The 15,581-nt window shown below is 76.2% G+C and carries 12 protein-coding genes and 2 pseudogenes; 6 read left to right on the top strand and 8 right to left on the bottom strand.

Annotation, left to right across the window (positions count from 1 at the left end):
• A partial coding sequence (locus ABT093_RS39245) for a heavy metal translocating P-type ATPase (protein ID WP_350572284.1) occupies positions 1 to 1,538 on the bottom strand: 1,538 nt, incomplete at its 3' end.
• Positions 1,539 to 1,669: 131 nt separating this feature from the next.
• Complete coding sequence (locus tag ABT093_RS39240) at positions 1,670 to 1,945, bottom strand: heavy-metal-associated domain-containing protein (protein WP_350572283.1); 276 nt, start codon at positions 1,943 to 1,945, stop codon at positions 1,670 to 1,672.
• Positions 1,946 to 2,146: 201 nt separating this feature from the next.
• Here ABT093_RS39240 and ABT093_RS39235 point away from each other — a divergent pair.
• Together ABT093_RS39235 and ABT093_RS39230 are read left to right on the top strand one after the other, a co-directional pair.
• Positions 2,147 to 2,422, top strand: a pseudogene (locus ABT093_RS39235) (metal-sensitive transcriptional regulator); the annotation flags it as partial.
• Positions 2,423 to 2,514: 92 nt separating this feature from the next.
• Complete coding sequence (locus ABT093_RS39230; protein ID WP_350572282.1) at positions 2,515 to 3,516, top strand: DUF8832 domain-containing protein; 1,002 nt, start codon at positions 2,515 to 2,517, stop codon at positions 3,514 to 3,516.
• A 109-nt stretch (positions 3,517 to 3,625) separates the two neighbouring features.
• On the opposite strand, the gene ABT093_RS39225 is transcribed toward ABT093_RS39230, so the two are convergent.
• Positions 3,626 to 4,420 (bottom strand): metal-dependent hydrolase, encoded by a 795-nt coding sequence (locus ABT093_RS39225; protein ID WP_350572281.1) that lies wholly within the window; start codon positions 4,418 to 4,420, stop codon positions 3,626 to 3,628.
• A 378-nt stretch (positions 4,421 to 4,798) separates the two neighbouring features.
• Here ABT093_RS39225 and ABT093_RS39220 point away from each other — a divergent pair, with 378 nt between their 5' ends.
• Positions 4,799 to 5,404 carry a mycothiol-dependent nitroreductase Rv2466c family protein gene (locus ABT093_RS39220; RefSeq protein ID WP_350572280.1) on the top strand — a complete coding sequence of 202 codons (606 nt, stop codon included), beginning with the start codon at positions 4,799 to 4,801 and terminating at the stop codon, positions 5,402 to 5,404.
• Here ABT093_RS39220 and ABT093_RS39215 read toward each other — a convergent pair.
• Positions 5,397 to 6,725, bottom strand: coding sequence for a DUF418 domain-containing protein (locus ABT093_RS39215; protein ID WP_350572279.1), 1,329 nt, complete (start codon positions 6,723 to 6,725; stop codon positions 5,397 to 5,399). The genes ABT093_RS39220 and ABT093_RS39215 overlap by 8 nt on opposite strands.
• A 105-nt stretch (positions 6,726 to 6,830) precedes the next feature.
• Here ABT093_RS39215 and ABT093_RS39210 point away from each other — a divergent pair, with 105 nt between their 5' ends.
• From ABT093_RS39210 to ABT093_RS39200, 3 genes are all read left to right on the top strand, one after another.
• Positions 6,831 to 7,454 (top strand): GNAT family N-acetyltransferase, encoded by a 624-nt coding sequence (locus ABT093_RS39210; protein ID WP_350572278.1) that lies wholly within the window; start codon positions 6,831 to 6,833, stop codon positions 7,452 to 7,454.
• Positions 7,455 to 7,673: 219 nt separating this feature from the next.
• Positions 7,674 to 8,204: an effector-associated constant component EACC1 gene (locus tag ABT093_RS39205; protein WP_350572277.1), complete on the top strand. Its 531-nt coding sequence runs from the start codon at positions 7,674 to 7,676 to the stop codon at positions 8,202 to 8,204.
• Positions 8,201 to 12,712 (top strand): caspase, EACC1-associated type, encoded by a 4,512-nt coding sequence (locus tag ABT093_RS39200; protein WP_350572276.1) that lies wholly within the window; start codon positions 8,201 to 8,203, stop codon positions 12,710 to 12,712. The genes ABT093_RS39205 and ABT093_RS39200 overlap by 4 nt, the downstream gene beginning before the upstream one ends.
• Positions 12,713 to 12,754: 42 nt before the next feature.
• Here the strand turns inward: ABT093_RS39200 and ABT093_RS39195 are convergent, their stop codons facing one another.
• The 4 genes and pseudogenes from ABT093_RS39195 to ABT093_RS39180 form a co-directional block, all read right to left on the bottom strand.
• On the bottom strand, positions 12,755 to 13,183 hold the full coding sequence (locus ABT093_RS39195) for a PPOX class F420-dependent oxidoreductase (RefSeq protein WP_350572275.1): 429 nt from the start codon (positions 13,181 to 13,183) through the stop codon (positions 12,755 to 12,757).
• Positions 13,184 to 13,284: 101 nt separating this feature from the next.
• A pseudogene (locus tag ABT093_RS41085) lies at positions 13,285 to 13,449 on the bottom strand (NAD(P)-binding domain-containing protein); the annotation flags it as partial.
• Between the two features lie 186 nt (positions 13,450 to 13,635).
• On the bottom strand, positions 13,636 to 14,280 hold the full coding sequence (locus ABT093_RS39185; protein ID WP_350572285.1) for a response regulator transcription factor: 645 nt from the start codon (positions 14,278 to 14,280) through the stop codon (positions 13,636 to 13,638).
• Positions 14,232 to 15,467: a sensor histidine kinase gene (locus ABT093_RS39180; protein WP_350572273.1), complete on the bottom strand. Its 1,236-nt coding sequence runs from the start codon at positions 15,465 to 15,467 to the stop codon at positions 14,232 to 14,234. The genes ABT093_RS39185 and ABT093_RS39180 overlap by 49 nt, the downstream gene beginning before the upstream one ends.
• Between the last annotated feature and the right edge of the window lie 114 nt (positions 15,468 to 15,581).

Genomic DNA, 15,581 nt, shown 5'->3' with positions numbered 1-15,581 from the left:
ACGCCGAGGCCGGGGACGTTCTCGAAGCCCTCGACGGCGGGCAGGGTGCCGAGCCTCTCGGCGGCGGCGGTCGCGACGGCGGCGGCGATCGGGTGCTCGGAGGCGTGCTCGACGGCGCCGGCCAGGCGCAGCGCCTCCTCCTCGGTGACGCCCTCGGCGGTGCGCACGGCGAGCAGGGTCATCCGGCCGGTGGTGACGGTGCCGGTCTTGTCGAGGACGACGGTGTCCACCCGGCGGGTGTTCTCCAGGACCTCGGGACCCTTGATCAGGACGCCGAGCTGGGCGCCGCGGCCGGTGCCGACGAGCAGGGCGGTGGGGGTGGCCAGGCCCAGGGCGCAGGGGCAGGCGATGATCAGCACGGCGACGGCGGCGGTGAAGGCGGCGGTCCAGCCCTCGCCGGTGCCGAGCCAGTAGCCGAGGGTGGCCAGGGCCAGGGTGATGACGACCGGCACGAAGACGGCGGAGATCCGGTCGGCGAGCCGCTGGGCGGCGGCCTTGCCGCTCTGGGCGTCCTCGACCAGCTTGGCCATCCGGGCGAGCTGGGTGTCGGCGCCGACCCGGGCGGCGCGGACGACCAGGCGGCCGCCGGCGTTGACGGTGGCGCCCGTGACGGTGTCGCCGACGCCGACCTCGACGGGCACGGACTCGCCGGTGAGCATCGAGGCGTCGACGGCGGAGGCGCCCTCGACGACCACGCCGTCGGTGGCGATCTTCTCGCCGGGGCGCACCACGAACAGCTCGCCGACGGTCAGCTCGGCGACCGGGACGCGGACCTCGGTGCCGCCGCGCAGCACGGTGACGTCCTTGGCGCCGAGTTGCAGCAGCGCCTTCAGCGCGGCGCCGGCGGTGCGCTTGGAGCGGGCCTCGAAGTAGCGGCCGGCCAGGATGAAGGCGGTGACGCCGGCGGCGGCCTCCAGGTAGATGTTGGAGGAGCCGTCGGAGCGGGCGATGGTGAACTCGAAGCCGTGCCGCATGCCGGGCATCCCGGCGTGGCCGAAGAACAGCGCCCACAGCGACCAGAGGAACGCGGCGCCGGTGCCGAGCGAGACCAGGGTGTCCATGGTCGCCGCGCCGTGCCGGGCGTTGGTCCAGGCGGCCCGGTGGAACGGCCAGGCGGCGTAGGTGACGACGGGGGCGGCGAGGGTGAGCGAGAGCCACTGCCAGTTGTCGAACTGGAGGGCGGGGACCATCGCCATCGCGATGACGGGGACGGCCAGGGCGAGCGCGGTGATCAGCCTCTGGCGCAGCGGGGCGAGTTCGTCGGCGGGCTCGTCGTGGCCGTCCGGCTCGGCGGGCCCGGGGGCGGCGGGGCGGGGCACGGCGGCGGTGTAGCCGGTGGCCTCGACGGTGGCGATCAGCTCGGCGACCTCGACGGCGCCGGTGACGTTCACCTTGGCCTTCTCGGTGGCGTAGTTGACGGTGGCGGTGACCCCGTCCATGCGGTTGAGCTTCTTCTCGATCCGGGCGGCGCACGAGGCGCAGGTCATGCCGCCGATCTGGAGTTCCACCTCGGTGGAGGCGGGTGCCTGGGTGGTCATCTGGGCTCCTCGTGGGTCGTCGGTGGGGCGGTTCGGGCGGGTCGGTCCCGGGGCCCGGTACCCCCGGGGGGTTCCGGGCGGGCGGGGTGCCTGCGGCGCCGGGGGCGCCGGGCCCCGGGCCCGCCGGGCGGTCAGGCCCGGCCGGTGAGCTCGTAGCCGGCGTCGTCGACGGCGGCGCGCAGGGCCGCCTCGTCCAGCTCCGCCCCGGCGGAGACGGTGACCAGGCCGGCCGGGACGTCGACGCGCACGGCGGTGACGCCGGGGAGGGCGGAGACCGCCTTGCCGACGGCCTGCTCGCAGTGGCCGCAGGTCATCCCGGCGACGGCGTAGACGGTGGTGACGGCCGCGGGGTCGACGGTGACGGTGGTGCCGGTGGAGCAGGTGCCGTCGCTGGAGCAGCAGGACATGGGGTTCCTCCGTGGAGTCGGTAGCATCTGGTCGATACCCAGCGGGGGTATCGGTGGGCGATGACTCCTTTATACCCCTGGGGGGTATGGCCCGCAACCCCCGGACCGCCGCGACCACTCCTTGACTGCATACCCCCCAGGGGTATCTAATCGAGGACGTCGGAGGACCAGCTCGACGATCCCGGGAGATCCGCCATGACCGGCTACCACCACGAAAAGGACCAGGTGCAGCGCAGACTGCGCCGGGTCGAGGGCCAGATCCGCGGACTGCAGCGGATGATCGACACGGACAGCTACTGCATCGAGGTGCTCACCCAGATCTCGGCCGTCACGAAGGCACTCCAGTCGGTCGCACTGCAACTGCTCGACGACCACCTCGGCCACTGCGTCCAGGACGCCATCGCCCGCGGCGGCACCGACGCGGACGCCAAGGTCGCCGAGGCCTCGCAGGCGATCGCCCGCCTGATGCGGGCCTGAGCCGCCCTGACCGCCGCCCCGATCACCGCTCCGCCCGCCGCGCACCCCCGCTCCCCCACCCACCGCACCGCCCGAGCCGCAAGGAGTCCGCCATGAACACCGCCCTGAAGATCGCCGCCTTCGCCACCGGGGTGACCACCGCCTTCGGCGCCGCGTACGGCGTCGGCCACCTCACCGGCGGCAGCTCGCCCGCCCCGCGCCCCGCGAACGCCGCGCACGCCGGGCACACGCCGGCCCCCGCCGCCACGGGCGCCGCGGCCGGTCAGGAGCAACTGCCGGGCGGACTGCGGATCTCCGAACGCGGCTACACGCTCGCCCTGGAGAACGCCTTCGTCACCGCCGGCGCCCCGACCGAGCTGAGGTTCCGCATCCTCGGCGCCGACGGCCGCCCGGTCACCGACTACCGCCCGGCGCACGAGAAGGAGCTGCACCTGATCGTCGCCCCGCGCGACCTCGCCACCTTCCAGCACCTGCACCCCGTCCGCGCCGCCGACGGCACCTGGAGCGCGCCGGTCGCCCTGCCGGCCGCCGGGGAGTACCGGGTGTTCGCCGACTTCACCCCGGCCGGTGCCGAAGAGGGCCTGACCCTGGGCGCCGACCTGCACGCCGCCGGCGAGCTGCGCCCGGCCCCGCTGCCGGCGACCGGACGGACCGTCACCGTCGACGGCTACACGGTGACCCTGGACGGCGAGCTCACCCCGGGCCGGGCCGGGCAGCTGACGCTGAGCGTCGGGCGCGACGGCCGGCCGGTCACCGACCTCCAGCCGTACCTCGGCGCGGCCGGTCACCTGGTCGCCCTGCGCGCCGGCGACCTCGCCTACCTGCACGTCCACCCCGACGGCCACCTGCCCGAGGGCGCCGCCACGGCCGGCGGCCCGGCGGTCACCTTCACCACCACGGCGCCCAGCGGCGGCGAGTACCGGCTCTTCCTGGATTTCCAGCACCAGGGCACCGTGCACACGGCGGCGTTCACCCTCCCCGTGGGCGGTGCCCCGGCGCCCGCCGCCGAGCAGACCCCGGCGCCGACCACCACCCCGACCACCGCACCGGCCGCCGGGGCGAGCGGGCACGGCGGGGCGGGGCACCAGCACTGACACCACGCCCCCGGGCCCACGGAACGGGCGCGCGAGAACGGGCCCCGCACCGGAGGAATCCCTCCCGTGCGGGGCCCGTCGACGGTCCGCCGGACGGCGGCACGGCCGCTCAGTCGAAGTAGCCGAGCGCCCCGACCGCGCACAGGCCGCCGGCGCCCATGAAGACCGGCATCAGCACCTTCAGCTCCACCCAGCTGCCGGCCCGGAACCGCATCCCCTTCGGCGGACCCAGCGGGTACCAGCGCTTGCGGCCGATCGGGAGCGGCCACAGCACCGGGCAGCCCGAGACGGTCAGCGCGTCGCCCAGGCAGTGCACCAGCGCGCCGAGGGTGATCGGCAGGCCGATCCACAGGTACTCCTGCCCCGGCTGGTCGAACAGCCAGAGCGCGCCGTTGCCGGGCTTGTCCAGCACACCGGTGATGAGCCAGGTCCCGGCCGCGCCGAGCAGCCAGACCAGGACGTCGCTGGAGACCCGGGCCTGCCGCCACAGCAGCCCCTCGATCGCCAGCACCATGTGCACGAAGAGCACCAGCAGCACGCCCCACCGTCCGCCGTACACGGTGACGGCCGAGGCGCCCGCGCCGCAGAGCACCGCCCAGAGCCAGGTGTGGGTCAGCGTGCGGTGGCCGCCGGAGCGGCGCGGGTCGTGCTTGCTGCGGGTGGCCTTGTAGACGGCGTAGGAGAGGTTGTCGATCACCTCGCAGAGGATCCGCGACACCGGGCCGAACGCCCGGGATATGGTCGCCGCCTTGTGGTCGAGGTCCGGCGCCAGCGCGGCGCCCGCGCAGATCAGCGCTCCCGTCAGCAGCACCGGCCAGGGCATCGGTTCACCCATGGCCTCCGCGATCGCCCCCACGCCCAGCCACGCTGCCGCGCCGGACAGCGAATGCGCCGGTCCCATCATCTTGTCGGCTCCCGCCCTCGTCCCGGACCGCCCATCGCGAGGGCTTCGCGAGGGCCTGACGGGGCCGCAGCATAGTCGCCCATGATCGAAAACATCGGAAGGTCCGAATTCACCCGAATGGAGGAAGGGTTTCCTGCGGACAGGGGAGGCCGCCGAGCAGGGATGCTGACGCCACATCACCCCTGAGAGTGGATTCGCAGCCCGGGCGCGTCGCGGGCGCCCCCGAAGTACGCCCAGCGAGTGCGCCCAGCGAGTACGCCCAGCGTGCGGCCGACGCGCGCCCGCCGGCGCCCGGCGGCCGAGCCCGGCAAGTGGCCCAGGAAATCCGCGCGGGACCGGCCCTTCCTGGCGGTCCGACAGGCCCCTACGCTCGGCCGGGTGACCAACACCGTGGACTTCTACTTCGATCCCGTCTGCCCGTTCGCCTGGATCACCTCCCGCTGGATCCTGGAGGTCGAGAAGCACCGGGAACTCGACCTCACCTTCCGGGTGATGAGCCTGTCCGTGCTCAACGAGGGCCGCGAGGGCCTGCCCGAGCGCTACCGGCGACTGCTCGCCACCGGCTGGGGCCCGGTCCGGGTCTGCACCGCCGCCGCCGAGCAGCACGGCGTCGAGGTGCTGCGCGACCTCTACACCGCGCTCGGCACCCGGCTGCACCTGGAGGACCGCGAGGCCGACGACAAGCTCGTCCGGGAGGCGCTGGCCGAGGCTGGCCTCCCGGAGGAGCTGGCCGAGGCCGCGCACACCACCGACTGGGACGAGGCGCTGCGCCGCAGCCACCACGCGGGCATGGACCCGGTCGGCGAGGACGTCGGCACCCCGACCATCCACGTCGACGGCACCGCGTTCTTCGGGCCGGTGCTCAACGCGGTGCCGCGCGGGGAGGAGGCCGTCCGGGTCTTCGACGGCGTCCGGCTGCTGGCCGGGCACCCGGCGTTCTTCGAGCTCAAGCGCACCCGGACGGGATCGCTGGACTTCAGCTGAGCGGCCGCCGGGGGTCGGGCACCGCCGCGTCCCCGGACCCCGCGCCGCCGGCCGCCGGGCCGGGCACCGCCGCGCCGCGCCAACGCGGCCGCGACAGCGTGGTGAATGCCCGCAGCAGCCACTCCACCGGCCCGTACGGGTGCCGGGCCAGCCACCAGCGGCAGCCCACCGCCTGCGCCGCGAACAGCGCGACGCCGATCGCCGCCACCCCGGCCGGCGAAACCCGCCCGACCAGCCCGGCCCCCACCCCGGTGAAGACCAGCACGCAGACCAGCGACTGCGTCAGGTAGTCGGTCAGCGTCATCCGCCCGGGCGGCGCCAGCACCGCCACCAGCCGCCGCCCGTACCGCCCGCGGGCGAGGCGCAGCACGGTGGCCGCGTACGCCGCGGCCAGCACCGGCGCGGTCACCACGTCCACCCCGAGCGCGAACACCTGGGCCGAGGCGCCCGGGTGGGCGAGCGCCGACCAGGTGTAGACGCCCGCGCCGAGCAGCCCGAGCGGGAAGCCCAGCAGCTGGAGGCGGCGCAGCGTGCGCTCGTGCCGGGCGAGGTCGGCCAGCGCCCGGTGCCGGCCGGCCGCCAGGCCGAGCAGGAAGGCCGCGAGGGCCGCCGGGGCCTGGAAGAACGCCAGCAGGAACAGCACGTCCGGCAGCTGGTCGAGGTGGGCGCCGACCACCGATCCGAACCCGCCGCGCAGGGCCTCGGTGGCCCGCTGCGCGTCGGCCGCGGCAACGGCCGGGTCCCCGCCGTCGGCGCCGCGCAGGGCCAGGGCGAGCAGCAGGTAGGCGGCGGAGGTGACGGCGAACAGCACCACGGCGGTGCGCACCGCGGTGCGCGGCCGGATCCGGTGCAGGACGAGCAGGACCAGCCCGAGCACCGCGTAGGTGGTGAGGATGTCGCCGGGGAAGAGCAGCACGGCGTGCAGCCCGCCGAGCACGAACAGGCCGGCCAGGCGCCGCAGGAAGCGCGGGGTGAAGCGGGCGCCGTGCCGGGCGGCGGAGTCGAGCTGCAGGGTGAAGCTGTAGCCGAAGAGGAACGAGAACAGCAGGAAGAACTTCGCCTCGAACAGCAGCGCCACCACGGCCCGCACGGCGGTGTCGAGCGGTGAGCCGAAGCCGGGCTCGTCGACGCCGGTGCCGTGGTAGGCGGAGGCGAGGTAGGTGATGTTGACGGTCAGGATGCCGAACAGCGCGAATCCGCGCAGCGCGTCGACGTCCGCGAGGCGCGCCGGACCGGCCCGGCCCCCGTCCGGGGCGGCGGTCGCGGTGGTGGTCGTGGTGGCGGCCGTGGTGGTGGTCGTCCCGGCTCGGTCCCGCGTCATGGAATCCCCTCCGAAAACTATCGCTTCGAAAACGCTCGTTTCGAGGATGAACGTTATATGCTCGATCGCGCAAGTCGAGGCCGGCAACGAGAGGGGCGCGCCACCATGGGGACCGAGGACGGGAACGGCGGTCCGACGCTGCTGCGCGCGGTGCCGGCCGGCGCCGAGGCGCGGGTCGCCGCGCTGTACTGGGAGGCCTTCGGCCGCAAGCTCGGCGCGGCGCTCGACCCGCCCGAGGCCGGGCGGGCGTTCATCGCCGCGCACCTCCACCACGACCGCGGCGTCGTCGCCGTGCACGGCGGGGAGGTCGTCGGCGTGGCGGGCTACCGGCTCGGCGGGCGCGGTCTGACCGGCGGCAGCCCCGGTGACGTGCTCGCCGCCTACGGCCTGTTCCGCGGCCTGCCCCGGCTGGCCGTCCTCGCCCTCTTCGAGCGCACCCCCGAACCGGGCGAGCTGGTCATGGACGGCATCGCCGTGGACGCCGGCCGGCGCGGCCTGGGCACGGGCGGCCGGCTGCTCACCGAGGTCGCGGCCGTCGCCGCCGAGCACGGCTGCCACCGGGTGCGGCTCGACGTCATCGACGTCAACCCGCGCGCCCGCGCGCTCTACGAGCGGCACGGCTTCACGGCCACCCGCACCGAACGGACCCCGTACCTGCGCGGCCTGCTGGGCTTCGGCGCCGTCACCACCATGCACCGCCCGGTCTCCCCGGCCGACGCCCGCACCTGACCGCCCGCACCCGACCGCCGGGCCCCGATCGGCGGCGGACGGCGGGCGCCCGGTCGCACGGTGGTGCCCTCGGAGGTGCGGGTGTGCCGCCGTGCGCCCCGCCGTGTGCCGCCGTGCTCCCTTCCGGCCCCGGGCGGCGACCGTCAAGATGGTCCGCGCCCTGCTGGGCCGGAAGCGGGGCGGACCGGTCCGGACGAGCCGACGGGGGTCACGGGGACAATGGCACAGGTCATCATCACCATCGGAAGCGGCGCCCCCGGGGACGGCACGCACGCGGACGGCACGGCGGCCGGGGACGCCGCCGTCCACGAACTCGCCGCCTGGCTGGCCGGCGAGCCCGCCCTGCGCGGCCGGATCCGGCCGGGCCGCAGCGCTCCTCCCGCCGCCGGCGCGATGGGCCCGGTGAGCGACCTGCTGATCGCGGTGCTGGAGCCGGGCGGGGCGGCCACCGTGCTCGTCGGCGGCGTCGTCGCCTGGATCCGCGGCCGCCGCGAGCGGCGGACCGTCACCTTCCACCGGGCCGACGGCACCGAGGTGACCGTCTCCACCGACCAGGTCCACCGGCTCGACGCCGAGGAACTGGCCGCCCTGGTCCGCGCCGTCACCGAGGCGATCGAGCCGCCCGGCGCCCGCACCGCCGAGGCCTCGGCCGGGCCGGCCGGCGCCGACGGACCGTCGTCCGGACCGGCCCCCGAGGACACCGCCGAGCCCGGTCGGCTGCCGCCCCGCGACCGGGCGGAGGAGCCGTGAGCGGCGGCGCCCAGCCCGGGCTGGGCGCGCTGCCCGGCGCGCACGCGATCCTCGTCGGCACCGGCCGCCACCGGCCCGGATCCACCCTGGAACCGCTCCTGGCGGTCGACGCCACGCTCGCCGACCTGAAGACCGCGCTCCAGGATGTCTGCGGCCTGCCCGCCGAGCGGATCCACTCGGTGCCGGCCGAGGCCGACCAGACCGAGGTGCTCGCCACCGTCGAACGGGTGGTCGCCGAGGCCTCCGGCGCGGTCGCCCTCTACTACGTCGGCCACGGCCTGCTCGGCCCCAACGACGAGCTCTACCTCGCCACCTGGCACGTGCGGACGGAGCACGAGATCGCCCACGCCGTCGCCTACCGCACCGTGCGCGACCTGCTCGGCCGGGCCCGCGGCGGCAGCATCGTGGTCCTGGACTGCTGCTACTCCGGGCGGGCCGCGGCCCCCTTCGGCGGACCCGACCGCGACCCCTTCGCCCGGCTCTGGCCGGTCGGCAGCTTCCTGCTCACCTCCGCGCACAACTTCACGCAGTCGTTCGCGCCGCCCGGCGCCAAGCACACCCGGTTCAGCGGACGGCTGCTCAAGGTCCTCACCGAGGGCGACCCGGAGGGCCTGCCGGAACTGACCATGGACGGCCTGCACGCGGTGCTCGCCCGGCAGGCCGAACACGAGCCGGTCCGCCCCCGCGCGCACAGCGAGGGGGACATGGGCACCCTCGCCATCGCCCCCAACCGCGCCTACCGGCCGGCCCCCGGCGACCGGCGCGAACCGCCGGGCAACGTGCCCTGCCCCTACCCGGGCATGCGGCCCTTCCGGCCGAAGGAGAGCCGCTGGTTCGCCGGCCGCGCCGACCTCGTCGAGCACCTGCTCGACGCCGTCTGCGACCGGCGGACGCCCGGGCCGACCGTCCTGGTCGGCGCCTCCGGGGCCGGCAAGTCCTCACTGCTGCGCGCCGGCCTGCTGGCCGGGCTGGCCGACCGCCACGGCCGCGGCGCGGCGGACGTGCCCTGGCCGGCCCTGGAGGTCCCCTCCCCCGGCCCCGCGCCGATGGCCGCCCTCACCCGGCAGTGGGCCCGGCTCACCGGCCGCACCGCGGAGGACGTCCAGGAGGCGTTCGCCCAGGGCCGCTTCCCCGCCCCGCTGCCCGGGCACGCCCCCTGCGGGCTGCTGGTGGTCGACCAGTTCGAGGAGGTGTTCACCCGCTGCGAGGACGAGCGGCAGCGGGACCGCTTCATCGACCTGCTCTGCCGCCCCGACGTCCCCGGCCGCCCCGAGACCGTCCTCGCCCTGCGGGCCGACGCCTACGGCCACGCGCTCGCCCACCCCGACCTCGCGGCCGCCCTGGAACGCAACCAGCTGGCGGTCGAGCCGCTGAAGGGCACCGCGCTGCGCGAGGCGGTCGAACAGCCCGCCCTGGAGGCCGGGCTGACCCTGGAGAACGGCCTGGTCGACCGGCTGCTGCACGACCTGCGCCAGGGCGGCGGCAGCCACGAGCCGGTCGAGGGCCTGCCCTTCCTCGCCCACGCGCTGCACGAGACCTGGCAGCGCCGCGCCGGCGCGGTCCTCACCCTGGCCGGCTACCAGGACACCCGGGGCATCTGGCACGCGGTGGCCAACACCGGCGACCAGCTGTACGAGCGCCTCGACGCCCCCGGGCGGGCCGCGCTGCGCGACGTGCTGCTGCGCCTGGTCCACCTGGACGCCGACGGCGGGGCACGGCGCCGCGGCGCGGCCCTGCCCGCGCTGCTGGAGGGACGGCCGCCGGAGGAACGGCGGGCCCTGCAGGACGTGATCGAGGCGCTGGACCGGTCCCGGCTGATCACCCGCTCCGAGCACGGCGCGCAGATCTCCCACGAGGCGCTGCTGCGCGGCTGGCCGCTGCTGGGCCGCTGGATCCGCGAGTCCCGGGCCGACCTGCTGCGCCACCAGGAGATCGCCGAGAGCGCCGCCGCCTGGGTGGCGGACGGGCGCCGCGCGGAGAGCCTGCTCACCGGCAAGCGGCTGGAACGCCTGCTGGACCTCCTGGAGCAGCCCGCCGAGGGGCCGGGCCTCCCGCTGGCCCCGGTGGAACGCGAGTTCCTGGACGCCGGCCGGGCCGCCGAGCGCCGAAGACGCCGACGGCACCGGCGCCGGCGCGCCCTGGCCGTCACGCTCGCGCTGGCCGTCACGGCGGCCGGGACGGTGGCCGTGGTGAGCGCCGCGCGGGCGCGCGGCGAGCGGGACCGCCGACGGGCCGCCGTCGTCGCCTCGCAGCGGCTCGCCGACCAGGCCGAGGCGCTGCGCTCGGAGAACCCGGGCGAGGCCCTGGACCTGAGCCTGGCCGCCTACCGCGCCGCCCCGACCGCCGAGGCCCGCGGCGCGCTGCTGGCCTCCGCCCTCCAGCCGGTGCAGGCCCACCTCACCGGTCACTCCGCCTTCGTCACCGGCCTCGCCTTCAACCGCAGCGGCCGCACCCTCGCCAGCGCCGCCGCCGACGGCAGCGTGCGGATCTGGAACACCGCCGACCGCTACCACCCGTCCGCCGGGGAGGTCCTGGAGGCCCGGGGCAACGCGGCGCTCGCCTGGCACCCGGACGGCAACCACCTGCTCGTGCACACCCCCACCGACCTGTCGGTCTGGGACCTGGAGGACCCCTCCCGCCCACGCCTGGTCTCCCGGACCGCCGCCGACGCGGGCCCGGTCACCTCCCTGTCGCCGAGTGCCGACGGGACCGTCCTCGCGGCGTCCACCAGCGGCGGGAAGCTGTGGCTCTGGGACCTGCGCGACCTGTCCCGCCCCGGCGCCGTCTCCCCCGCCCTCGCCCCCGGCGGCCCCGAGCCTGGCTCCGAGCCCGCCCGGGTCTACTCCGTCTCCTTCCACCCCGACGGCCGCACGCTCGCCCTGGCGGTGGCCGGCGGCCGGGTGCGGATCCTGGACGTCTCGGACCGGGGCCTGCCGCACACCGTCACCGAGCTCGGCACCGGCGCGTCGGTGTCGGTGGCCTTCAGCCCGGACGGCCGGAGGCTGGTCGGCGCCGCGGCGGGCGGCGGACTGCACCTGTGGGACACCTCGGACCCGGCCAGGCCGGCCGCGCTGCCCGATCCGGCCGCCGGTCAGGAGGCCTCGGCCTCGCTCTCCTTCCCCGCGCAGGAGCCGCTGCTGGCCACCGTCGACCAGAAGGGGCGGCTGGCGCTCACCCGGATCGACGAGCCGCTCGCCGCCCGGCGGGAGGTCCCCGGCGGCGCCGGGCTGCGGGCCGCCGCCTACGCGCCGGACGGGCGCACGGTCGCCGCCGGGGACGAGAGCGGCACCGTCACGCTCTGGAACCCCCCGGTGCAGAGCCTTCCCGAGCTCCTCACCGGCTCGCTGGACCAGGGGGAACCGGTGCTCTCGGCCGACGGCCGCTACGGGGTGGGCCGCTCCGGGACCATCTGGCGCCTCGGCCCGCAGGGCCCGCCGGCCCCCGTCGGCACCGTCCCCGGGGCCACCGGGGAAGTCCGCTTCCTGCAGGGCCGCGACGTGCTGATCGGCATGGCCGGGCCCGGGTTGCTGCGGCTCTGGTCCTTCAGCGACGGCACGGCGCGCCCGGCGGGCGAGATCCCGGTCCCCGGACCGCTCGCGGGCCGCCCGGTCGTCGGAGCGAGCCCGGGGAGCACGGTGATAGCCGTCTACAACGGCACCCCGCCGGCCGTGCACCTGTGGGACATCCAGCAGGTCCACCACCCGGTGCAGCTGGGCACCGTCGCCGACCAGTACCCCAACGCCGACACCCGGCTCACGCTCTTCGGCGCCAACGGCCACCGGCTGGCCGTCCGCCACTTCACCCAGTTCAGGATCCTGGACATCACCGAACCGGCCAAGGCGCGGCAGCTGGCACTGGTCCGGGGGCAGCCGCAGAGCCTGAGCACCAGCGGCGACGACTGGCTGATCGTCAGCCGCGAGGTGATCGCGGACGAGGCGCCCCACCAGCCGAACACCGCCTGGGTGCCGGGCCCGGACGGTGAGGCCACCCGGCTGGCCACCGGTCCCCGGCTCGGCGACACGGCCCACTACGTCCGCGCCGGGACCGTCGCCGCCCTCTCCGACCTCGGGCAGCCGTTCCTCGCCGACCTGGGCAGCCCCGGCAAGCGGTACGCCCTGCCCGGCGGGCTGAGCAGGGTGACCTCGCTGGCGGTCGGCCCGGCCTCGGGCCTGCTGGCCGCCTGGGGGTCGACGGAGCCGGCCGGGGCGCCGCTCGCGCTCTGGCGGCTGCCGGCCGCCGGCGCCCCGACCGGCGGTGCCGAGCTGCTCGCGCAGACCCGCCTCGACCGCTCGGGCCTCACCGTCCAGGGGTTCCGGCCCGGCGACGGCGCGCTGCTGCTCGGGCTGTCGCGCAGCCCGCTGGCGCTGCTGGGCGCCGAGAGCGTCCTGGTCCCGGCCGACTTCGACCGGCTGCACCGGGAGCTCTGCGGTGTCCGGACGGTCCGCTACGCCCGGGCGGAGTGGGAGAACACGTTCTCCGACCTGCCCTACGCCGACCCCTGCGGCTGACCGGCGGACACCGCAGGGGCCGGGTCCTGTGAGGGCCCGGGATCAGCCCAGCCGGTCGCCGTAGACGTGGTCGACGGCGAGGACCATCAGGACGCGCCGGTCGGCGACCATGGCCGCCCGGTACTCGTCCCAGTCCGGGTGTTCCCCGGCGGCGCGCCGGTAGTAGTCGACCAGGGCCTCGATCTCCGGGCCCGCGGGGTCGGCCGACGGGCCGATCAGGGTGACGGTGCCCTCGGCGGTGGCCCAGGCCCGCCCGTCGGCGCGGGTGACCTCCAGGGCGGCGCGCGGGTCGCGGCGCAGGTTGGCGGTCTTGGCGCGGCCCGCCGTCATCGACACGTAGAGCCTCTCGGCGGACCGGTCGTAGAACGGCATCACCGGCGAGAGCTGGGGCCGGCCGTCGGACTTGATGGTGGCGAGCACCCCGAGGCGGCTCTCGGCGAGCAGGGCGCGGGGGTCGAAGGTCGTCGTCATGACGGTCATTCTCCTTCGGCCGGCCCGGCGGACGGCCCCGGCACCCCGGGCCGGCGGAACTGTTCGACCAGCGCGGCGTAGCTCGCGCCGCCCTGCCCGGCCGCCAGCGCACGCCCCGCCAGCGCCCTGACCAGGGCGGGGAGTTCGGTGCTCACGCCGAGGGCGGCGCTCTCCTCGGCGAGTTCGGCGGCCTTGCCGGGGGTGCGGTTCCACACCGTGGTGGGGTGGCCCGCGTGCAGGAACGCCCCGGCCAGGGCCCGCCCCATCAGCCCGAGGCCGAGGACGGCCACCGGGACGTCCTTCGCAGATCCGTGCTCAGGTCCGTGCTCAGGTCCATGGTGAGGTCCGCGCTGGGATCCGTGCGGGGACCCGTTCCGTTCGTCGGTCATGGCGCCATCCTGGACCTTCACACCGGTGTGAAAGTCAAGCCGCAAGCGGACTTTGATGAGCCATCAGCGCTTCAGATAGGCGAGGACGGCGAGGACGCGGCGGTTGTCGTCGGCGGAGGCCTCGATCCGGAGCTTGGCGAAGATGCTCGCGGTGTGCTTGGCGACGGCGCTCTCGCCGATGTGCAGGGTGTGCATGATCGCGGCGTTGGAGCGGCCCTCGGCCATCAGCCGCAGCACCTCGTGCTCGCGCGGGGTCAGCTCGGCGGTGGTGCCCCGGGCGTCGCTGCGGGCCAGCAGCTTGGCGATGACCTGCGGGTCCATCACCGTGCCGCCGCCCGCGACGGTGCGCACCGCGTCCACGAACTGGGCGGTGTGGGTGACCCGGTCCTTGAGCAGGTAGCCGATCGCCCCCTGGCCACTGGCCAGCAGCTCCTGCGCGTAGAGCTGGTCGACGTACTGGGAGAGGATCAGCACCGGCAGACCGGGCCGCGCGCGGCGCGCCTCCAGGGCGGCGCGCAGGCCCTCGTCGGTGAAGCCCGGCGGCAGCCGGATGTCGACCACGGCGACGTCCGGCCGCCGCTCGCGCAGCGCGCGCAGCAGGGCCGGCCCGTTGTCGACGGCCTCGACCACCTCGCAGCCGTGCTCCTGGAGCGTGCGGATCAGTCCGTCCCGCAGGAGGAAGAGGTCCTCGGCGAGGACGACGCGCAGGGCGTCCCGCCGGGGCTCTCGCACAGGATCTCGCACGGTATCTCCAGGGTCACGGTGGTCGGGCCGCCCGGCGGGCTGTGCAGGGCGAGGGTTCCGTCGACGGTACTCAGCCTGCGCACCACGCCGCGCAGGCCGGTGCCCCCGTCCGGGCGGGCGCCGCCGTGGCCGTCGTCGGTGACCACGGCGCGCAGGGCGCCGTCCGCGTGGTCCAGCCGGACCGTCACCTCGCGGCCGCCCGAGTGCTTGGCCGCGTTGGCGAGCAGCTCGGCGACGGCGAAGTAGGCGGCGGTCTCGACCGGCGCCGGCAGGCGCCCCGGCAGGCCGGCCGTGACGTGCACGTCGAGGAAGCTGTCCAGGGCGAGGGAGCGGACGGCGTCGCCGAGGCCCCGGTCGGTGAGGATCGGCGGGTGGATGCCGTGGACGAGGTCGCGGAGGTCCTGGAGCGCCCGCGCCGAGCCGGCCCGCACCTCCCGCAGCAGGGCCCGGGCGCCGCCGGGGTCGGTGTCCAGCAGTCGGGTCGCCTCGTCCAGGGCCATGCCGACGGCGACCAACCGGGCCTGCGCGCCGTCGTGCAGGTCCCGTTCGATGCGCCGCAGTTCGTCCGCGCGGGCGTCCAGCGCCTCGGCGCGGGTGTCGGTCAGGTGCTCGATCCGCCGCTCCAGCTCGGTGGTGTACGGCGCGGCGAGGGCCCGGCGGCTCCAGCGGGCGTGCAGCTCCAGCGCGGTGGGCGCCAGCCGCAGGCCCGCCGCGACGAACAGCAGGCCGAGCACGGCGGCGGCGAGCATCGAGCCGGTGGAGTCGACGAGCACGAAGGCGTACCAGTTGCTCGGGCCGAGCCACGGCCAGACGAAGGGCTGGACGGCGGCACCGAACAGCCCGAACACGGCGAGTGTGAGCGGCACCGCGACCAGCAGCCCGCCGGTCCACGGCTCCAGCCACGACCACCTGAGGTCCCGCCAGAAGCCGTCGTCGCCGAGGATGCGCACGGCCCGCCGGCTCCGCGGGCCGTCCGCGGGCGGCAGGGGTTCGGGCGGGCTGATCGTGGTCGCCGTCCAGAGCTCCGTCCAGGAGCGGTAGCGGTCGGACAGCCGGCGCAGCGCCTGCGCCGCGCCCGGCAGCAAGGGCCGGCCCACCCCGACCGGGAGCAGCATCAGCGCCCCGACCACCAGCGCGCCGGCCGCGCTCACCGCGATGGAGTACAGCGAGAGCCGGCCGGGCCGCCCGGGTAGCCGTTGACGTACTGCAGCACGCCGCCGGTCCAGGCCGGGAAGCCGATGCCGAGGATGGAGCCGACGTTGGCG

Origin of the sequence: Kitasatospora sp. NPDC002551 (assembly GCF_040296005.1) — a bacterium.
Taxonomy (GTDB): domain Bacteria; phylum Actinomycetota; class Actinomycetes; order Streptomycetales; family Streptomycetaceae; genus Kitasatospora.
The sequence above is the reverse complement of the archived record's forward strand: the minus strand, read 5'-3'. Positions and strand labels throughout refer to the sequence as shown.